General features: G+C 48.8%; 14 protein-coding genes. 2 read left to right on the top strand and 12 right to left on the bottom strand.

The window, feature by feature from the left end; all coding sequences use genetic code 11:
* Positions 1–40: 40 nt before the first annotated feature.
* The 5 genes from IC230_RS01740 to IC230_RS01720 form a co-directional block, all read right to left on the bottom strand.
* Positions 41–880 carry a DUF4097 family beta strand repeat-containing protein gene (locus IC230_RS01740; protein WP_191037237.1) on the bottom strand — a complete coding sequence of 280 codons (840 nt, stop codon included), beginning with the start codon at positions 878–880 and terminating at the stop codon, positions 41–43.
* Positions 880–1,740, bottom strand: coding sequence for a DUF4097 family beta strand repeat-containing protein (locus IC230_RS01735; RefSeq protein WP_191037236.1), 861 nt, complete (start codon positions 1,738–1,740; stop codon positions 880–882). The genes IC230_RS01740 and IC230_RS01735 overlap by 1 nt, the downstream gene beginning before the upstream one ends.
* A 132-nt stretch (positions 1,741–1,872) precedes the next feature.
* On the bottom strand, positions 1,873–2,709 hold the full coding sequence (locus IC230_RS01730; RefSeq protein ID WP_191037235.1) for a zf-HC2 domain-containing protein: 837 nt from the start codon (positions 2,707–2,709) through the stop codon (positions 1,873–1,875).
* A complete protein-coding gene (locus IC230_RS01725) occupies positions 2,684–3,229 on the bottom strand; it encodes an RNA polymerase sigma factor (RefSeq protein ID WP_191037838.1) in 546 nt (181 codons plus the stop codon). Before IC230_RS01725 ends, IC230_RS01730 begins: the two co-directional genes overlap by 26 nt.
* A gap of 284 nt (positions 3,230–3,513) precedes the next feature.
* Positions 3,514–4,098 carry a hypothetical protein gene (locus tag IC230_RS01720; protein ID WP_191037234.1) on the bottom strand — a complete coding sequence of 195 codons (585 nt, stop codon included), beginning with the start codon at positions 4,096–4,098 and terminating at the stop codon, positions 3,514–3,516.
* Positions 4,099–4,399: 301 nt separating this feature from the next.
* Between IC230_RS01720 and IC230_RS01715 the strand changes: the two genes are divergently transcribed.
* On the top strand, positions 4,400–4,825 hold the full coding sequence (locus tag IC230_RS01715; protein ID WP_191037233.1) for a hypothetical protein: 426 nt from the start codon (positions 4,400–4,402) through the stop codon (positions 4,823–4,825).
* Between the two features lie 59 nt (positions 4,826–4,884).
* The gene (locus tag IC230_RS01710) at positions 4,885–5,163 is read left to right on the top strand and encodes a hypothetical protein (RefSeq protein ID WP_191037232.1); all 279 of its coding nucleotides are present in this window, start codon (positions 4,885–4,887) and stop codon (positions 5,161–5,163) included.
* Positions 5,164–5,425: 262 nt separating this feature from the next.
* On the opposite strand, the gene IC230_RS01705 is transcribed toward IC230_RS01710, so the two are convergent.
* From IC230_RS01705 to IC230_RS01675, 7 genes are all read right to left on the bottom strand, one after another.
* Entirely contained in the window at positions 5,426–7,900 is a 2,475-nt protein-coding gene (locus IC230_RS01705) for an ABC transporter permease (protein ID WP_191037231.1), read from the bottom strand.
* A 96-nt stretch (positions 7,901–7,996) separates the two neighbouring features.
* Positions 7,997–10,456: an ABC transporter permease gene (locus IC230_RS01700; protein WP_191037230.1), complete on the bottom strand. Its 2,460-nt coding sequence runs from the start codon at positions 10,454–10,456 to the stop codon at positions 7,997–7,999.
* Between the two features lie 7 nt (positions 10,457–10,463).
* On the bottom strand, positions 10,464–10,826 hold the full coding sequence (locus IC230_RS01695) for a hypothetical protein (RefSeq protein WP_191037229.1): 363 nt from the start codon (positions 10,824–10,826) through the stop codon (positions 10,464–10,466).
* A gap of 62 nt (positions 10,827–10,888) precedes the next feature.
* On the bottom strand, positions 10,889–11,830 hold the full coding sequence (locus tag IC230_RS01690) for a GIN domain-containing protein (protein WP_191037228.1): 942 nt from the start codon (positions 11,828–11,830) through the stop codon (positions 10,889–10,891).
* Between the two features lie 152 nt (positions 11,831–11,982).
* Entirely contained in the window at positions 11,983–14,409 is a 2,427-nt protein-coding gene (locus tag IC230_RS01685; protein ID WP_191037227.1) for an ABC transporter permease, read from the bottom strand.
* Positions 14,410–14,487: 78 nt separating this feature from the next.
* The gene (locus tag IC230_RS01680; RefSeq protein WP_191037226.1) at positions 14,488–16,869 is read right to left on the bottom strand and encodes an ABC transporter permease; all 2,382 of its coding nucleotides are present in this window, start codon (positions 16,867–16,869) and stop codon (positions 14,488–14,490) included.
* 199 nt (positions 16,870–17,068) lie between these two features.
* The gene (locus IC230_RS01675; RefSeq protein WP_191037225.1) at positions 17,069–19,477 is read right to left on the bottom strand and encodes an ABC transporter permease; all 2,409 of its coding nucleotides are present in this window, start codon (positions 19,475–19,477) and stop codon (positions 17,069–17,071) included.
* Positions 19,478–19,535 lie beyond the last annotated feature (58 nt).

Genomic DNA, 19,535 nt, shown 5'->3' with positions numbered 1-19,535 from the left:
TCGTATGGTCCTATAAACTGTTGCTCTATCTAAATAAGCTTTACTTCGCTTTGCGGACGTAAATATTGCCGTTCATGTTTTTCATCATGATCTCACGACCGCCACCGTTCACTTTACCCTGAACCCATTCGTCGATGCTAACCCGGTACATTCCGTTCTGATTCGTGCGGCTAACCCTGGACGGGCCTTTGTCAACGTCAATATCAAAGTCAGTGAAAACGTCACCTCGATCCGACTTGAGTTTGACGTTCATTTTAGCTGAGGCCGGAAACGTTACGTCGACATTGCCATTGAGGGTCGAGAACGCCATTGGCGCATCGGCACTGACGCTCTTGAACGTAGCTTTTACGGCACCGTTGACCGTATTGGCCACCGCTGAACCGGAGATGTTATTGAGTTCGATGGCGCCGTTTACGTTATTCACTTCCAGTTCACCATTGACATTCTCGACGGTGATTTCGCCGTGATTGATGGTGCCAATACGTAGTGAAAACTGTTGGGGTACTTTAATCGTCAGGTCGACAGACTGTTGTATGGAGTTCACTTCTACATTGACTGTATTGTTCTTTTCCCGGGCACTGACATCGAGTGGGTTTCCTGCGTTGATCCGTTTCATACCGTTACTAGCTTTCTCGTCGCTCTCGTTACGTTTGCCCTGCCGTGAATTTGCCGTCGAAACGATGTCGATAACAACGTCTTTGCCCGTATAACCCACTACGTGAATAGACCCGTTTATTAAGCTGGCCCGTAACGTACCGGGTTTGCCAGGATCGCTTAACGGAACCACCAACTGCTCTTTTACGTCATTCTGAGCCAGAAGTGAACCGGTAGTCAAAAGGCTGATAAACAGGATTCCAATTGATAATTTATGCGTTTTCATCAGGATTGCTTTTTAATGTAAATACTTCCGTTGAAAGTTTCGAACTTGAGTGTTTTGCCACCCTTTCCGATTCGGATGGCCGTGTTTTTGTTTAATTTATAAACCGTACCACCGGCGGTTTTCTGCTCCGTTTTGATGGGTTGTACCGGCAATACTTCGGTGTTCGGGAAATCAGTGTAAAAGCTTCCCTGGAACGTCTTGAATTGCAGGTCAGCTGACAGATTATTGGGATACGTTACGCGAATGTTGCCATTGAGGGTATAGTACGACGAGTTTTCGGGCGGATTTGCTACGTAGTCAATATCGACGTTTCCGTTGATTGTATGCGCGTCCGTTGTGCCTTTTATGTTGTTCAGCGCAATGGCTCCGTTTACGTTCCGCGCTTTCAGGTATCCCGTTACATTTTTCACCGTTACGTTGCCGTGATTGACTGTAGAAACGGCCAGGTTCATCTGGTTAGGCACTTTAATGGTATAATCGAGATTGAACTCATAGTCGATGTGCCAGTTCCGATCTCTGTTGTTATTCCGGTTTGGGCGCGAGTCGAACGGTTCAGCGATGTAAGCGATAATGCTGTCGCCATTCTGCTCGACCTTCAACTGGAATTCTTTCTTTCCCGTTTCGAGATCCTGATTGGTTTTGGCCGTAATCGATTTGTTGATTTCCAGAATAACCTTATCCCCTGAATACCCTTCGACATTGATAGAGCCGTTGATGTTGTAGACGGCCAGCATACCGCTTTGGGCTTTTGATACGGTAAACTCTTTGCGTATCTGCTCATTAAATTCCTGAGCATTGGCTGGCGAATGGGCACAGGAAAGTACTAGCCCCGCCAGTACGGGGATTAGGAAAGGTTTCATAGCATTTGTTTGAATTTGGGTTGTTTGTATTGAGATGAAAGAGTAAAGTCGAAAGATTGAATTGATGGCCTGTTGTAAGCGATTATTTTACGTCTTTCTTCTTGTGTCTTGTCTCTTTTATCTTTCTAATAGTCAGGATAACTCCCGGATGCTTTGCTCGATTTTGCCTTTGACCAAGTGATTCAGCTTATCGTCGCGGAGTAATTGCCGAAGGGGTTTAATGGATCGTTTCTCCTGCAATTTCACCATCACATCGGCTAGTGCCGACTGCACCAACGGCGACTCCTGTCGGGTAATCGACTGCACCAGCCCTTCTCGAACGGTCGGATTATCAGCCAGTTTCGCCAGTGCTTCCAGCGTAACGAGCCGGACATTCACATTTGCATCGTTGTTGAGTGTTGTCAGCAAGGCGTCAACCACTTTGTCATCGACCTGATTGATTTCTTCGGTATAACTTACTGCCCGAAGTCGTTCTGAGGCTGCTGGATTTTCCAGTAACGAGAGCATCATCATCTGACGCATTTCCTGAACCTGCGTCGATAACGTATCGATTTGCTGCTGATACGCTAGAGCGGGCGTATTGGAACGTTGAAACCAGTAGCCAGTTGCTACGCCAATAATCAACAGAACTAAACTATAGGCGAGTCTGAACGCATATTTCGGTGCCCAAAGTTGCCGGAGTTTTGCTAGCAGATTATCAACGACACTTTCCTGCTCAGTGGTAACGGTATCCTTATACGTATCGAGCATTGCCTGAAACCGGACCCGTGCCGTTTCGCCTGGCTCAGGCGTGGGTACGTTGCCCATGAGCTGCCAAAGCTGCCGAACCGAATTAGCTTCCGTCTCGCAGGCTGGGCACGCCTTCAGGTGCGCTTCCAGAGCAACACGGTCGGTCTCGGGCAACTGGTTGTTGAGCCAGTCGGTTATCCGTTCGTTTGCCTGTTCACAGTTTATAGGTTGCGTTGCCATTTTCCAGCGTTAAGTAAATTTTCTTTAACTCGTTCATTGCCCGATGCACCCGCACTTTAATCGCTCCTTCCGTTGTGTTGAGTACCCGCGCAATTTCCTCGTATTTCAATTCCTGAAATCGGCTCAGTACCAGTACTTCACGATTCTCAGGACTTAGTTTGGCCATCGCCTTATGCAACGTATCGAGTTCCTGCTCTTTCTGGAATCGCTCGTCGGCGGCTGGTCCTCCACCAATTTTCTCTGCTACGTCGGCCAAATCATACTGATGGGCCGAACGCTTGTTCTGCTTACTATAATCAACCAGTACATTACGGGCCAGATGGTACATCCAGCTTCGGAATTCACCGTCACCAGTGAATGTATGGCGATATTTCAGCATCCGATAGAACACGGTTTGCAACATGTCCTCACTGGCTTCACGCTGGCTGGTCATGTGGAACAGGAAGCCGAACAGGGGCCGATGATAGCGCTCGAAGAGCAAGCCCATCGTATCCATATTACCTGCTTTTACCTGCAGCATGAGTGCGTTATCTGTCAGGGCGTTCAACCGTTGTTACGTCGGATTTGGTGGATTTTGAACTGGAAACTGCGCGAACTTGAGAAGGTTACAGCGAAAAGTAAAAATTTTTGCGCGGGTTGCGAGCACTCCCTGCACTTCCCTGCCATAAAAAGAAAAGCTGCCTGATCTGGGCAGCTTTTGTGTTGAGTAATTCAGAAAGTCTTCAGACTGAGTGGTGGGCTTGCTGAAAAGAGGTAAGGGTTTCGGAAATAGCCTTTGACCGGGAAATAGGACGTTATAGAGAGCTATTGATTGCCTGTCTTAATGCCAAAGCTACGTTCGGTTTCTTTAATGATCGCCTGTTTTTCGCGATCCGATTTGCCAACGACATTCGCCGTACGTTCAATGATCAGTTCTTCTCCATCTTTCTCGAAGGTATACTGCATCCAGAGCCGACCGTTTTCTTTGTCTTCTTTGACCAATACCGATGAGGGCGCTACATCACTCGGCGAAAGTGACGACGAAGCACTCGCCTGTAGCGATCCGTCAACTGACTCATCGGAGGTTGATGTAGTATAAACGATTCGTTCATCTTTATGCTTTCTCTTTGGCCGATCCGTGTAGTTACGATCAATGTTGATGGTAGCCGTCTGGTTATTCATGACCCGATCCAGCGAGTCAATGACATGATTCTCCAGCGCTTTTACGGCGCTTTCGTCCATGTCCTCTACGTCGAACGAGCGGTTGAAGTGAATGGATCGATCAGCTTGTTCGATATCAACGCGAATACGAAGCTGCCGACCATCGGTCGTAACGTGCTTGTTGGACGACCGTTGTGCTATTGCACTGAAGCTGACCGCGATCAATAACAGGGTACATAGCGTTTTCATAAATCGGCAGAAATTTTGTAGGGGCTTTATTAAGTAGAATTACTCCCGCTATCTTCGTGCCAGTCGTATATTTTTTTGTAAATCAATTTGTTAGCTATAAGTAAAGAAAGAAAATGTCCGCTATCGGACAAGTCGCGTACGACAGCGGACATAGGGCGAAGGCAGAGGAATGAGCAGGTCTGATCTTGCTAGTTAGGATTAGGTATACATGTTAACTTTGTTAGTCCCATGCCCCATACTAACAGAAATACACGCTTGGCTCTAAACGTAGAGCGGTACGCGTAATTCAATCGCAACTCCTATGAAACACATCCTACTGTTTTTCGCACTAGCGATCGCTATCTCCTGTGGCTCAACTAAAGTTACCGAGAACGATTTTGAAGGGAAATCATTTAATGCATCTTTAAAAGTCGATCCATCGCTTACAAGCGCAAACCCAGCGGCTGCTGGATTTCTGGCAATGGCGAAGATGCGGTATGATTTCAAGACTGACAAAGAAGGAATTTTCTATACCCAATTAGGAGGGATGTCAGCGGAGCAGCCCTTCAAATGGCAGTTAGAGGGTGATTCTTTGACGATTGATAGATCTGTACAGTCTGATGTCATCACAACGGCTGAGAAGAGTTTTTCTGAAATAACCCGGCACCTTGTTAAAAAAACAGAAAATGGATTCGAATTGGTTAATAAAAACGCAAGAATTGAGCTGCGTCCCAATGAGAGCAAGTAAGCCCAATAGAGTATAAAGGCTTATATCAATATATTCGTGTTGACTTACCAAACACAACAATGAAGCTAACCTGGACATTCTATCCGAAAGGAGAAAAGCATTCGGTTTCGCTTACCGTGGTTTACGTCCCTGAGTTAGATAAGCTGTCAATTCCCAGTGGTGGCTATCTGGTCATCACCACAAATACGGCCTACGTCAACTGGAGTACATATAAGCGCTTTGATACGTCGGACATCGAAGGACGAAAGGATGCGTTTCAACAATTAACAGCAGTGGAGGAATTTACCGAAACAATCAAAGGCATTCTTGCAAATGGAGCGACCAGTCAACCGCGATGACCTTCGAAAGTCGAGGCATGTGATGAACATACCCCCAACGTTATCCAACCACGAGCAAAAGCCACTACGCGAAAAATCCAGGGAATAATGGTCTAAAGCACCTGGTAACCAAAAAGGCGACGGTGGCCGAACTACGACCTCTTCATACTCTGTCATCCTGAATCAGTTTTTGCAGGTGAAAAGGGCATGGGGGTAAGGGCATAGGGTAAAAGCTAAGAAACCATTTTCACCCTTTGCCCTTACCCCCATGCCCTATGCCCTTTTATTCCGAACGTAGTGATTTCACTGGATTGGTTAACGCAGCTTTGAAACTTTGGATGCTGATCGTCAGTAACGTAATGGTTAACAACAGGATGGGTGGAACAAGAAAGACAGCCCAGCCTAGGCTGATATGGAATGCGTAGTTATCGAGCCAGGTACGTGCGACCAGATAAATGACGGGAATGGCGATGACCGAGGCCACACAAACCAGTTTCACGAAGTCTTTTGACATGAGAACCAGCAAGCCACTAACGGATGCGCCAAGTACCTTCCGAATGCCAATCTCCTTAGTGCGTAACTTGATCACAAAACTGGAAAGGCCCAGTAGTCCCAGGCAGGCAACAATAATGGCCAGCACCGCAAACAAACCAAAAACGTTGCCCAGTCGGCTGTCGGCCTGATATTGTCGGTTAAAATAATCATCCAGGAAAAAGTACTCGAATGGATTGCCCGGAAAAGCCTTCCGGTAGAGAGTTTCCACGTCGGCAATGCTACGGGTAGCCTCCGATCCATGCATGGTCACGGATATATATTTCCATTCGGTACGGGTTGGGTAGTAAAACAGGATCGGATCGTATTTTTCTTTTAGCGAGCGCTGATGGAAATTTTTCATGACGCCCACCACCTTGCAATGAATATCGTCCTGCCCAAGCGTAAACTTGATGTCCTGGTTCACCGCTTCTTTCGCTGATTTGTAACCCAACGCCTTAGCGACTTCTTCATTAATCAGAACCCGGTCGTTCGTATTCCCTTTCGCGCCGATGTTAGAACTATCCGTGGCGACGAAATTTCGGCCAGCCAGCAGGTCAATATGATACGTAGGAACGAATTTTTCATCGATCTCCATCAGGTACGTACTGAAATTATGCTGCTTGCCCTGATTCGCCTTTCGGACGCTGTTCCGGTAGCGAATCATATTGCCGGGAATATCCGACGTAGCGGTTGCGTTCAGTACAGAAGCCGTATTCTGAATCTCGGATTTGAAATAACGGTATTTGTTGAAGATCGTCGAGTCCGTAATGGCGGGCGCTTTAACAATTAGTACCTGGTCTTTTTTATACCCCAGATTGCCGTTACGCATGAAGTGGAACTGCTGAAAAACAATAACCGTAGCGGCAATTAAGATGATGGACAGGATGAACTGGAACGAGACGAGTACCCGCCGTAACGATATGCCGGTATTCGATTTAATGGTCAATCCTTTCAGCACCTTCACCGGCAGGAACGACGACAGCACGAAGGCTGGATAAGCACCAACCAGCAACGCCCCCGCCCCAAAAATGAGCAGAACGCTTAGCCAGAATAAAGGTTCTTGTCCTAAGCCCGTGGCGAAGAATCCTGTGCTGATGTCTTTACCAATGAACGAGTTGAAAAGCGGCATAAAGGACACCACAATCACCGTAGCGACAACGAGCGCAAAGGCATTGATAATAAATGATTCGAGCAGGAACTGACCAATCAATTGACCTTTTTCAGCACCGACCACTTTCCGCAGACCAACTTCTTTAGCCCGCTCCATCGATTTGGCCGTGGATAAATTGATGTAATTGAACCAGGCAATCAACAGGATAAATACACCGATAATAGCCAGAAAATAAATCTCCTTCTGGCTTCCGTTGGCTTCGGCTTCTTTCAGGTAATTGGAATTCAGGTGAATATCCGTAACGGGCTGTAAATAAAAGGATGACCGGAAATGCAATTCCTTCATTTTTGCCCCCAGATATCGCTCGATAAAGGCTGGAAATTTTGCTTCCAGCTTCTTGACATCTGTCCCCGGTGCCAGCACGACGTAGTTGTAAAACTCCGGCCAGGTCCATTCATCATACCCCCATTTGGGGCCAACGGTTGCGAAGGAAATCAGCATATCGAACTTGATATGTGAGTTTTCCGGAATGTCTTTGAAAACGCCGGTTACCTTCATGGGCATCCGTCCGTTGAGGGTAAGGGTTTGCCCCAGTGGATTTTGACTACCAAAGTATTTCTCCGCCGTGGTGGCCGAAATAACCATGGAGTTGCCCTCCGATAAGCAGCTTTTTTTGTCGCCCGACAGCAGTGGGTAGGAAAATACGGTAAAAAACGAAGCATCCGCGATGTAGATGTTGCCTTCGTTGAACGTCTTCGGTTCACCTTTGTGGTTATCGTACGAAACGGTAGACGCGTTCATAAACAGCGAAATGCCGACCATCCGTACAAAATCGACTACTTCCGGAAAATCCGCTTTCATCGCCGGACCCACCGCCGGGTGATTGGCAGCCGTGGTCGGTACGTTACTCATACTCCCGGAATACGAAATCGGAACCCGGTAAATGTTGGGCGCATTGGTGTTGAAGCGGTCGTAGCTTACTTCGAAGTAAACGTACTGAAAAACAAAAAAACAGGCCGCCAGACCTAGGGCTAACCCGACGATATTAATGGCCGAGAACGCTTTGTTTCGCCAAAGATTACGGAACGCAATTTTGAGGTAGTTACGTAGCATAAGAAGAGGGGAGTAAAAGGAGGAAGGGGATGAGAGGGACGAAAGGGGAAGATCTGATTTAGTAATCCTTTCGTCCCTCTCATCCCCTTCCTCCTTTTACTCCGTTTTAAGCGATTTAACAGGGTTCATTAACGCGGCTCTGATGCTTTGGAAACTCACCGTCAGTACGGCAATGCCGACGGCCAACAGTCCCGATAGGGCAAATACCCACCACGACAGGTCCGTTTTATACTCAAAATTCTGCAACCATTTGTGCATGGCCCACCAGGCAATCGGCGAAGCAATGAGAATAGCGATGAGAACCAGTTTCAGAAAATCTTTGGAGAGCAACGTAACGATACTGGTAACGGAGGCTCCCAGCACTTTCCGGACGCCAATTTCTTTCGTTCGTTGCTCGGTTGTGAACGTAGCCAGACCGAACAGACCCAGGCAGGCAATGAAAATGGCGAGGGCGGAGGCTACGGTAAATACCTGGCCGTATTGTTGTTCGCTCTGGTACTGCTTGTTATAGTTTTCGTCGGCGAAATAAAATTCGAATGGATTACCGGGGTAACTGGCTTTGTAAAGTCGTTCCAGCTCGGCAATCTTTTCCGGAAGCCGACCGCCTTGAACCGGGTCTGTTGTAAGTTGAACAGTCAGATCGCTCACGGAACGGCGTGGCATGAAAATGACAGGATCGATGGCCTGTTGCAAGCCCTGATGGTGGTAATCTTTTACAACCCCGACAATTTCGTACGGCTTTCCCCAATTGATCAGTTGCCCGACGGCTTTTTCGGCCGAAGCAAAGCCTAGCTGACGCACGGCTTTTTCATTGACCATTAGTTTACCACTTTTCTCCCAGCCCAACTCCGCTTCATTGACGGTGAAGTTTCGTCCGGCAACCAGCCCAATTTCGTAGGTTTTCAGGAACCGATCGTCGATGATGCCCATCGAATAGTTTTTCTTGTCGTCACCAGGCTTTGGGTTTTGTTTGGTGATGCCATCGGCCGAAAAATTGTAGAAGTTACCCGGCACAATCGTTGTCTGACAGAAGCTTTTTACATAAGGCAACTGCGCCAGTTGATTTTCCAGCATGGACGTGCGTGGAGCAAAAGGGCCTTTACCAATCTCGGGTCGTTTAATGATGATACGTTGCGTCAGGCGAACCCCCAGGTCTTTATTCTGCATGTACTGCAATTGTCGGTAGAGTACCAGCGTAGCGATCACCAGCGCCACCGATGCACTGAATTGCGCCACAACCAGGGTTTTTCGCAGCCAGCCGCCTTTGCTGGTCCGCGTCGACAATCCGGCTCCTTTTAGCGTTTGTATGGGCTGGAACGACGTCAGCGCAAACGCTACGTAGCCGCCTGAGGCTAACGCACCTAAAATCAGCATACCCAGACCCGAGAGCCAGAAATTATTGGCGTTCAGTACGTTTAGCGACAGGTCTTTCTTGACGAACTCGTTGAATCCCTGTTGCAGCGATATGACCAGTATCAGAGCCAGGCCAAAACCCAGCACGTTAAGCAGCAGCGATTCGCCCAGAAACTGCCCGATCAATTGCCCCTGCCCGGCTCCGATTACTTTTCGAACGCCCACTTCTTTAGCTCGTTTCAGCGCTCCCGCTGTCGACAGATTGATGTAGTTGAACCAGGCAATCAGCAGAATCAGTCCCGCAATGCCACTGAGTAAGTAGACAAACCCTAAACTACCGCTGGTGCGGTACACATCACTCAGCGAAGCGGCCAGGTGAATATTGGCGGCTGGTTGCAGCAGAAACAGGTTGTCGTTTTCGGGATTCGTCTTCTTGACAAAGGCATTGAATTTTGCTTCGAGCGCTTTCGCATCGAACGGTTGCTCAGGAAGTTGCAGGAACGTAGTGAGGTACGTACCGTAGAAACTGTCCAGTCGTGCCCAGTCGTTGCCGTTGAGGTTAGCCGGATTCGCCAGCGTTTGCAGTGAAAAAACCGCGTCGAAAGCGAGGTCCGAATTTTGGGGCATGTCGGCATACACCGCTGTGACGGTGTACAGCGTTTTGCCAAACTGGTTGTTAAGCATCAGTACATTGCCCAGTGGTTTGGCCGTACCGAAATATTTGCGGGCCTGCGACTGCGACAACGCTACCGTGTTGGGCTGAGTAAGCGCCGTAGTGGCTGTTCCCTGCACAAGCGGAAACGTAAAAAGAGTAAAAAAACTGGCGTCTGCATAGGCCAGGTTAGCCTCCCGAAACGACTCCTGTGTGGTTGTTGCTTTCCCATTTGGAAAGCTGACAATACCGCCTGCTGAATGTTCGGCCACGCGGCAGAAATCCTTGACTTCCGGAAACTGTTGTTTGGCGAGCGGGGCTACGGCTGGCGCCATATCGACCCAGACATCGCCCGTACGGTTTTGGCTGAGTAGCCGGTAAAGCGTTGGCAGGTTTTTGTGAAACGTATTGACGCTACGTTCATAAGCAACGTATTCCAGAATCAGCACAAAGGCCGCAATGCCCAGGGCTAATCCCGTAATATTGATGAGCGAGAACACTCGGTTTTTGCGCAGATTACGCAGGGCAATTTTGATGTAATTGGTTAGCATGGTTGGGTTAGTTACTACGTTCACGCATACTTAAATTCTTGTCGCCAGTGACCACTAAGTGGAGCTGCGCGGATTTGGCCGCTACGTTGTCAAACAAAGCCGCCGATCCAGATGAAAATCGTAATGTCTGTTCGGCACCGGGCTTAAGTGCCCCTAAACTAACCCGTTTTCCGTCAATCAGTCGTTCAAAAATCATTACCTGTACCTCACCAACGTTTTGCAATCGTGCGGTAAAAGCACCCTTTTGGCTTCCACCAAGTTCGAATTGTTTACCGGGCTGAATAGTTGTCAGCGAACCCAACCTGTTGCAACCGACCATAAGCAGAACACTCATCAGATAAAGCGGTAAGGCCAACGGATATTTTCTCATAGGTAAGCGTGTTTTTCCAGTGAAAATAAAAGACGTAAAATCCAGTAGCCTTGTACGTTTTGTCAGTCCAGCAAGTTGTAGGCTCGTCCGTTATCGTTGGCTTTCAGGGTTACGATAAGCTTGCCCTGAACAGCATTGCCGGTCATAGCAACCTTTTGTTGGTCTAGGTTGAGCTGTTCAATTTTTGTGCCTATTGGATACGTTTCCCGGCGTTTCCCGTAAGGGCTCAGTGTCGTGTTAATGACGCCATAGACTGGATTGCCCGGTTCTGTAAAGCGAAGGGTTATGGTACGGGAGGTTGACCTGTTATTTTGTAAAATGACCGTTACGAACTCCTCGGTAGTTGATTTTTGCCCTTTATTCTGTCCGGTGCCCTGAGCCATATTTCGAATGGTGGCGTGTGCGGCATTCTGCGAACTGAGTTGACGGGCATTGACCTCGATTGTTGCGTTGGCCTGCGTAATTATATTAGCATTCTGGGCAATCAATTCCTTCGCTCTGATGTCGCCATTCCCTTCACTCACAATGTTAAGCTGCTTAACGACTCCGCGCAGTGCTACGCTCCCATTCCCCTGATTATTCAGGCTAAATATCTCGCCGGTAAGGTTATTGACTTCCACATCACCGTTCGAGTCGTTCCGTAAACGATTCAGCGAAGGCGTTTTAACGCTAACCTGAATCGTGCCTTTGCTCAGCCAGAACGCTTTATTCTCTGGATCTTTGAAGGCCAGTGTAAGTACACCATCGACACTTTCGACTTGCAGAAATGACTTGAGATTATCATCGATCCGGATGCCTACAGCTGACTGAGTTCCGCCAACCTCAACCATAACCTTTGCTAGAAATTGGTGAATGTCGATTGCCTGGAATGGTTTAACCGCGCGATCTTCCAGAACAAGTTTTCCGCTCCCACGCAGTTCGCGCTGGCTGTTGTAGGTGTTACGTTGAGCCCGTACTGTAATCGCCAGTAAGCATACCAGCCATAGCGTAATTGCTTTTTTCATGAAGTTATTGGTCAAGAAGATACCGAGTATAGCTCAATAGCCATGCCATGAATAAAAAAAGCCATTTTCAGCAAAGAAATAGTCTTTCGGTAATGTGTGATGTCCGATAGTGGACATACATTCGTCCGATAGTGGCTAGTTAGTTACTTTCTTTATTCGGAACGTAGTGATTTCACCGGGTTCATTAGGGCAGCTTTGATACTCTGAAAGCTGATTGTCAGGAGGGCAATGCTTACGGCTACTATTCCCGTGAGGGCAAACATCCACCAGGAAATGGTAATCCTATACGGGAAATCGGCCAGCCACTTATCCATAATATACCCGGCGATGGGGGAGGCCAGCACCAGCGCGATCAACACCAGTTTAACAAAATCAGCCGAGAACAGGCCAACAATATGACTGGTTGTAGCACCCAGTACTTTACGAATGCCAACCTCTTTCGTGCGTGACTCAGCCATAAACGCCACCACGCCGTAAAGCCCCAGACAACCGATGAAAATGGCAATACCCGCCAGCAGCCGAAACAGCGAGTACATGCGCTCTTCACTTTTGTAGAAATTGACCAGCGTCTGATCTAAAAATTCATACTTGAACACAAAGTCAGGAAAGGTAGCATTCCAGGCCGTTTCGACTTCGCCGATGAGTCGATTGATGGCTGCGGTGCCACCCTGCTGAGTCGATAGCTTGATGCCGAGTACGTGGTACGCATCCCGGCGGGTGGTCAGTATGCTGGGATTTGTTTGCTGGTGCAGCGAGAAGGTATTGAAATCTTTTACGACCCCTACAATTTGCTTATTGACGTTACCGCCACCACCCAGGGTCAGGTATTTTCCAATAATCTGCTGCGGCTGATGGATGCCTAGTTTTTTCACCAGGGATTCATTCACAACTACCTCCCGCGTGGTATCGGCGGACTGGTACATGCGTCCGGCAATCAGCTTTAAGCCATACGTATTGAGATAGGACGTATCGGCGAAGCGGAAAACGACACCGAAATCAGCCTCTTTGGCAGCATTGTTATAAGTGAAACTTGACCACCAGTTTCCGTCCGACGAGGGTATCGAAAGCCCGTAACTCATCGACCGGATGTTGGGTAGACCCGTTAGTTTGGCCTTTAGGGCTTCCAACTGTCCTTGTTTACGTTCGGGAATTTGCACCGTTAGTATGGCATCTTTGTCATAACCCAAATCCGCCGACCGGAAATACTTCATCTGACTGTAGGCAATGATCGTACCGATGATAAGCATCTGCGAGATAGCGAACTGAAACACAATGAGGCTTCGGCGCAGGGTTAACTGGCTGTTGCCTGCCATTCGCATTTTTCCCCGCAGCGCCAGTACCGGCTGATAGCCTGACAAGACCAGAGCCGGATAAAACCCGGACAGCACGGTTGTCAGCACGCCCAGCAATACCACAAAACCAATCACAAACGGGTCTAGCAGAATCAGTGCGGCAACTTTGATGTCGAGCAGTTCGGCTACGTAGGGCAGCGACAGGTGGGCCAATAAAAAGGCCAGCCCGACGGCGAACCCCGTTAGTAAGCCCGTTTCGCCCAGGAACTGCCGAACCAGCTGGATTTGTGAACTGCCCAGTACTTTGCGAACGCCCACTTCTTTGGCCCGCCGGATTGCCTGTGCGGTAGCTAAGTTGATGAAGTTAACACAGGCCGTAATCAGGATAAACAGACCAAGCAGCGCCATCGCCCAGATCATTCGTTTGCTGACGGTGCGGTTGGCCGAATTGCCCGTGCGTGCGTCGAAATGAATGTTGGTGAGCGGTTGTAATTCATATTGCAAGTGCTTGGCATCCTCCGGGCTCATGTATTTATGGACAAACGGCACTAACGCTTTTTCCATCTGCGCGGACGAAAGAGTTGGGGGCAGCGTCAGGTAGAGTTGAGCCCCACTATAGACAGCTTTCCATTCGTCCCAGCCGCCGTTGGCTCCGAATTGTTTGAGCGATGCAAAAGATAGCAAAACCTCAAACGGGAGGTTGGTCGTAGCCGGTGGATTCTGCACTACGCCCGTTACGACGAAATCCAGTTTATTCTCAACCCGAATGGATTTACCAACCGGATCAGCGTTGCCAAAATATTTGTGGGCCATCCGCTCTGACAACACCACCGTATTTGGGTTTTTGACCGCCGTTTGCGGATTGCCTTCTTTCCACTGGTAATCGAACAACCGAAAATATTCAGGTTCCACGAAGGCCAAAACACCCCCGTCTTCCAGAAACTTACTGGATTGGTTATCGCCCGCTTTCACTAAGCCACCATACAATTCATATACCAGTGTTAACTGGTGTTTCAACTCGGGGAAGTCGGTGCGAAGGGCTGCTAAAGCGGGGAGGGTGACTCCTGTATTGCGGTCGTCGCCGTCTGAATCACGATAATACGTGATCATCCGATACGTATTGTCGGCGTTGGCGTGGTGGCGGTCGTAACTGAGTTCGTAGCGAATGGCCAGGAATAGAATCAGGCAGCAGGCCAGCCCAAACGTCAGCCCGACAATATTGATGACGGTGTAATTCCAGTTGCGCTTCAGCGCGCGAAGGGCAGTCGTGAAATAGCTTTTCAGCATGGGGCAGAGGGTTTTACTACGTGGGGTGTGGGGCAAGGAGCGTGGTGTAGGGAACTTCCATGCTCCTTGCCCCACGCATCATTCAGAACGCAGTGATTTTACAGGATTCACGATGGCCGCTTTTATACTTTGTGCGCTCACGGTTACTAAAGCAATGACGATCGCCAGCAAACCCGACAGGGCGAATACCCACCATGACAGATCCGTTTTGTAAGCGAATTCCTGCAGCCACTGATGCATGGCATACCAGGCAATTGGTGTCGCGATAATAATAGCGATGAGAACCAGCTTGAGGAAATCTTTGGAGAGCAACGTAACGATGCTGGTGACTGACGCGCCTAATACTTTGCGAACACCAATTTCTTTCGTGCGTTGTTCGGCGGCAAACGCGGCCAGACCAAACAGACCCAGGCAGGCAATCAATACGGCCAGAATCGTGAACGTCAGTAACACTTCGCCCTGCTTCTGTTCGGCCTGATACTGCTTTGAAAAGTTTTCGTCCAAGAAATGAAAATCGAGCGTATTGGCCGGATCGAAGGTGCGGTACGTTGACTGAATGTACGCCAGTGCTTCCGTTACGTTGCCGGGCCGAATCCTGACGTATAGATTGTCTTTATCAGAAGCCGTAGGCATTTGCAACACCAGCGGCTCGATTTTGTGCTGAAGCGAATACGTATGGAAATCCTTGACCACACCCACTATTCGCGCTTCGGCGGTATGGTTTTCCTGATCGATAAAGTATTTGACGCGCTTACCAACCGGCTTGGGACCCAGTTGCTTGGCGAGTGTTTCATTGACCAATATCGCGTTCGTTACGTCGCTTTTAAACGACTCGGAGAAATTTCGTCCGCTCAGTAGGTTGATTTCTAATGTCTTGATGTAGTCCGGGTCGACAAGGAATTTCTGAACCCTCTGCGCGCTGGCTGGAAATGCACCGTTTTCTTCGAAGAACATGCCTGTACCACCGATGTTGTTGTTGCCAATCGGATTACTCGCGGCTGACGCGCTCTCTATCAGCGGACTACGTACTAGTGCATCTTTAAGGGCATCAATCCGCTGGCGAACGTCTTCAGGGCTGATGTGGAACGTGAGTACCTGTTCTTTGTTGAAACCTAAATCTGAATGCATCACAAACTGCATCTGCCGATACACCATACCCGAACAGGCAATGAGCGCAACCGTTGCGACGAACTGAAACACCACCAGTCCCTGCTTAAACACGAGACTACTCGACTGATTACCCAGTTGCCCACGTAGTGCCGCTACAGGCCGGAACCCCGACATACGTAGTGCCGGATAAAGGCCGCTTAACGTACCGATTGCTAGCGAGAACAGGATAACGATCAGTAACGTATTCGATAAACTACCGAGCGAGAGCGACTTGTCGGCCATTTGGTTGAAATACGGCAAGGCTATAATGACCAAACCGGCACTCACTAACCCCGCCAGTAAGGTCATTAGCATCGATTCCGTCAAAAACTGACCGATGAGTTGTTGCCGATGCGAGCCGATGGCTTTCCGAACGCCTACTTCGCGGGTTCGTTTGAGGGACCGGGCCGTGTATAAATTCACGTAGTTGATACAGGCAATCAGCAGAATCAGAGCCGCTACGGCCGCGAAAATAGATACGGTACGTGCATTGCCATTTGGGCTGATTTCATAATCCAGATGGGAATGAAGATGAATGGACGTAAGAGGCTGTAGCTCCATCCGATAATCAGCCCCATTCATTTCCTTTTTCAGGTATTTCTGGAAGAAGCCGGGTAGCTTAGCCTCCAGCGTTTTGTAATCGCTGCCTTTCGTGAGGAGCAGATATGTGTAGACATCTCCGTTCTGCCAGCCATTGGTATAATTATCCGGAAAGGAACGTAGCGCTCTGAATTGTATATGCGAATTGGCTGGTATGTCTTCGATAACACCCGTTACAGTATTCGGGAAATGATTACTGAATTCAACCACCTTGCCGACCGCTTTGCGGGCATCGCCAAACAAATTTTCGGCAACACTTTTAGTCAGAACAATGCTTTGGGGTTTCCTGAGTGATGTACCCGGATCGCCGTATAGAAACGGAAAGGTAAATACGTCAAACACCGTCGGGTCGGTAAAAAAGATATTGCCTACGTCCAGCTTTTTGTCGTTGAACGTAATGAGTCCACCGCCCTCGTGGTTGAACCGTACGGTTTTTTCAATGTCTGGATAATCACTTTTCAGTGCTGCCGCAAACGGTGCTGATGTCGGCGCAAGGTTTAGATTACCCCCCGGCCATTGTATGTGTTGAACGACCCGGACAATGCGATCCGCGTTGGTGTGAAACCGGTCGTAGCTTAACTCATCTACTACGTAGAGCACCATGAGCCAGACAGCCGCCATGCCGATTCCCAGACCGACTACGTTAAGGCCGCTGAACAACTTATTTTTCCAGAATGTCCGTATCGTGATCTTTATGTGATTGCGTAGCATGGTCGTTATTACGTTTAAGTTAGTCGGTTAGAAAACGAAGCAAATAAATGCGGTACTTGCTCGTCTATCAACGCCCAAATGCCGTACCAAACACATAATGTATTGATAGTCAATAGAAAATAATTTGTCTGTTCATAGTAATGTCCGCAAACGGACGGTTTGTCGGACACATTCGCGGACGAATAAATCCCGATTTGGATTATTCACTTCGCAAACTCTTCACCGGATTCATCAGCGCAGCTTTGATCGATTGGAACGAGACCGTAGCAAGCGTAATGAAGGCCGCCAGCAGGATCGTTACGCCAAATACCCACCATTCGATCTGAATCCGATACGTATAGTCCTGAAGCCAGGCGCTCATCAGCCACCAGCCTACTGGTGCAGCGACTAAAAAGCCTAGTAGGATTAATCGACCAAACTCACGACCAAATAACCAAAGAATTTGCCAAACGCTGGCGCCCAGTACTTTTCGGACGCCGATTTCTTTCAGTTTCGATTCGGCCATGAACGAAATCAGTCCGTACAAACCCAGGCAACCAATCAGAATGGCAATTAGCGAGAATACCTGCGCAAAGCCCAGCATGATGGTTTCGGCGGTATAAAACCGGTCCAGAATCTCGTCCATAAACTGATAATGAAACACCTGCTCAGGAAATAACCCATTCCAGGTTGCTTCCACTTGCCGGAGTGTCTCGGGCAGGTTTTTGGGACTGATTTTCAAAGCAGCCATGCGGTTCTCGGAGAAATTTTTGAAGAGGACGAGTGGCGTAACACCCTTTCGTAAAGAGTTGACATGAAAGTCGTTAACCACGCCCACCACTGTATGGCTGGCTTCCCAGACATTGATACGTTTGCCAAGAATGTCGCCGGGTGATTTCAGACCCAAACGTTTCACCATCATCTCGTTGACAATCAGTTCGTGCGTATTGGTGTCGTTGGTTAGGAAGTTACGTCCGGCCAGTAATTTCAGATCGAACAGGGGAACGTAACGCATATCCCCAACTTTCGTTTTAGTCTCGAATTTCTCCGGTTCTGCCCGGTTGTCGTATGTGAACGTCGTTTCGTTGATACTCTGTGATGCCGGTGGCGCACTCCCGAAGGCTACGTTCTGAATGGCACTAATCTGTAGCAATCGGTTTCGCAACGTTTCCTGCTTGACAGGATCGGCGCTTGGCATCGGAATGGTTAGGACGGTCTCTCTGGTAAAACCTAAATTCATTGTCCGGACGTACCGTAATTGGGCCATTATAACCAGTACGCTGATGACAAAGAGCTGGGTGATAAAGAACTGCACCACGACCAAACCCCGCCGTACGGAAATGCCGCCTACCTGATCGGTCGTCATTTTCCGACGTAACGCGGCTATCGGATTAAAACCGGAGAGAATCAGCGACGGATAAAAACCGGCGAGTCCAATCACAAACCCAATCAGCAGCAGAAACAGGAGTAGCGATTTCGGTTCCAGGAGTGCCGTTAACGAGAACGTAGCGTTGAAAACCGCCATCGCTTTACTGACCAGCGGAAGACTAGCCTGAGCCGCACCTAACGCCAGCGCCACAGCCGCCAACGTAATCAGGGCCGTTTCGCTCATAAACTGCCAAAACAACTGACCACGCGTGCTGCCCATTGCCTTCCGGACGCCCACTTCTTTCGACCGCCGGAGAGCGTGTGCCGTTGCCATATTGATGAAGTTGATACAGGCTGCCAGGACTAGAAATAATCCGACAAATCCCATCGCGTACAGGAGTTTCAACTGTATCCGACCGCCGTAATCACTGTTGAAATGAACGTCACTCAGTGGCTGAGCGTGGTATTGATAGATTTTTGCGCTTTCTGCGGTGTATTGTTTGCGAATAATTGCTGGGAAAATTGCTTCTAACCGTTGAGCTGGCGTTCCTTCCGGCAACGTAACGTAGGTCATTTCTTCACTGTCGAGATTTTCCCAGTTTTGGAACGACTGGGCAACCTGCTCACTCAGGCTCGGCACGGTGCTGTAGGAAATGTAGACTTCATCGCTAAGGTTCGTGGTTGTCGGATGATCCTTTAGTATACCAGTCACCGTCAGATTCAGCTGATTATCCAGACGTAACGTCCGGCCGATTGGGTTTGCCTCACCGAAATATTTACGGGCGTATTTATCGGTTAAAACCGCCGAATTGGGCTTGCTGAGCGACGTCTGCGGATTACCGATACGCCACTGAAAATCAAACACGTTGAATAGCTGCGGATCAGCGAAGCCTACCGTCCGGTCTTCCTGGAATTTTTTCAGAAAACCACCATTCGCAGCAGGGATACTCAATACGCAACCGCGCACCCGTTTGATACGTGCCGCTGTCTCGATAAGCGGATAATCACGACGTAGTACGTCGGCCAGCGCTTTGGGCGTTCCGCGTGAATACGTGGTGTTTTCGTGTGTCAATTTCGTAACGATGCGATAGATTCGATCCGCTTTCGAATGGTGCGTATCAAAGCTGAGTTGGAACTCAACGACCAGAAAAATCAGGATTCCGCACGCCAGTCCAACCGCCAATCCGAGGATATTGAGCAGACTATACGTCCGGTAGCGCAGCAGCGTTCGGAAGGTGATGGTTAAATAGTTTTTTAGCATAGGGCATAAGGATTTGGGCTGGGGAGCAGGGATGGCGCGGATTGCAGGGTAGAACTCG

Origin of the sequence: Spirosoma validum (assembly GCF_014699035.1) — a bacterium.
Taxonomy (GTDB): domain Bacteria; phylum Bacteroidota; class Bacteroidia; order Cytophagales; family Spirosomataceae; genus Spirosoma; species Spirosoma validum.
The sequence above is the reverse complement of the archived record's forward strand: the minus strand, read 5'-3'. Positions and strand labels throughout refer to the sequence as shown.

Coding starts and splice junctions, on each gene's coding strand:
- IC230_RS01740 (WP_191037237.1), bottom strand. CDS start 880: ATGAAAACGCATAAATTATCAATTGGAATCCTGTTTATCAGCCTTTTG.
- IC230_RS01735 (WP_191037236.1), bottom strand. CDS start 1,740: ATGAAACCTTTCCTAATCCCCGTACTGGCGGGGCTAGTACTTTCCTGT.
- IC230_RS01730 (WP_191037235.1), bottom strand. CDS start 2,709: ATGGCAACGCAACCTATAAACTGTGAACAGGCAAACGAACGGATAACC.
- IC230_RS01725 (WP_191037838.1), bottom strand. CDS start 3,229: ATGCTGCAGGTAAAAGCAGGTAATATGGATACGATGGGCTTGCTCTTC.
- IC230_RS01720 (WP_191037234.1), bottom strand. CDS start 4,098: ATGAAAACGCTATGTACCCTGTTATTGATCGCGGTCAGCTTCAGTGCA.
- IC230_RS01715 (WP_191037233.1), top strand. CDS start 4,400: ATGAAACACATCCTACTGTTTTTCGCACTAGCGATCGCTATCTCCTGT.
- IC230_RS01710 (WP_191037232.1), top strand. CDS start 4,885: ATGAAGCTAACCTGGACATTCTATCCGAAAGGAGAAAAGCATTCGGTT.
- IC230_RS01705 (WP_191037231.1), bottom strand. CDS start 7,900: ATGCTACGTAACTACCTCAAAATTGCGTTCCGTAATCTTTGGCGAAAC.
- IC230_RS01700 (WP_191037230.1), bottom strand. CDS start 10,456: ATGCTAACCAATTACATCAAAATTGCCCTGCGTAATCTGCGCAAAAAC.
- IC230_RS01695 (WP_191037229.1), bottom strand. CDS start 10,826: ATGAGAAAATATCCGTTGGCCTTACCGCTTTATCTGATGAGTGTTCTG.
- IC230_RS01690 (WP_191037228.1), bottom strand. CDS start 11,830: ATGAAAAAAGCAATTACGCTATGGCTGGTATGCTTACTGGCGATTACA.
- IC230_RS01685 (WP_191037227.1), bottom strand. CDS start 14,409: ATGCTGAAAAGCTATTTCACGACTGCCCTTCGCGCGCTGAAGCGCAAC.
- IC230_RS01680 (WP_191037226.1), bottom strand. CDS start 16,869: ATGCTACGCAATCACATAAAGATCACGATACGGACATTCTGGAAAAAT.
- IC230_RS01675 (WP_191037225.1), bottom strand. CDS start 19,477: ATGCTAAAAAACTATTTAACCATCACCTTCCGAACGCTGCTGCGCTAC.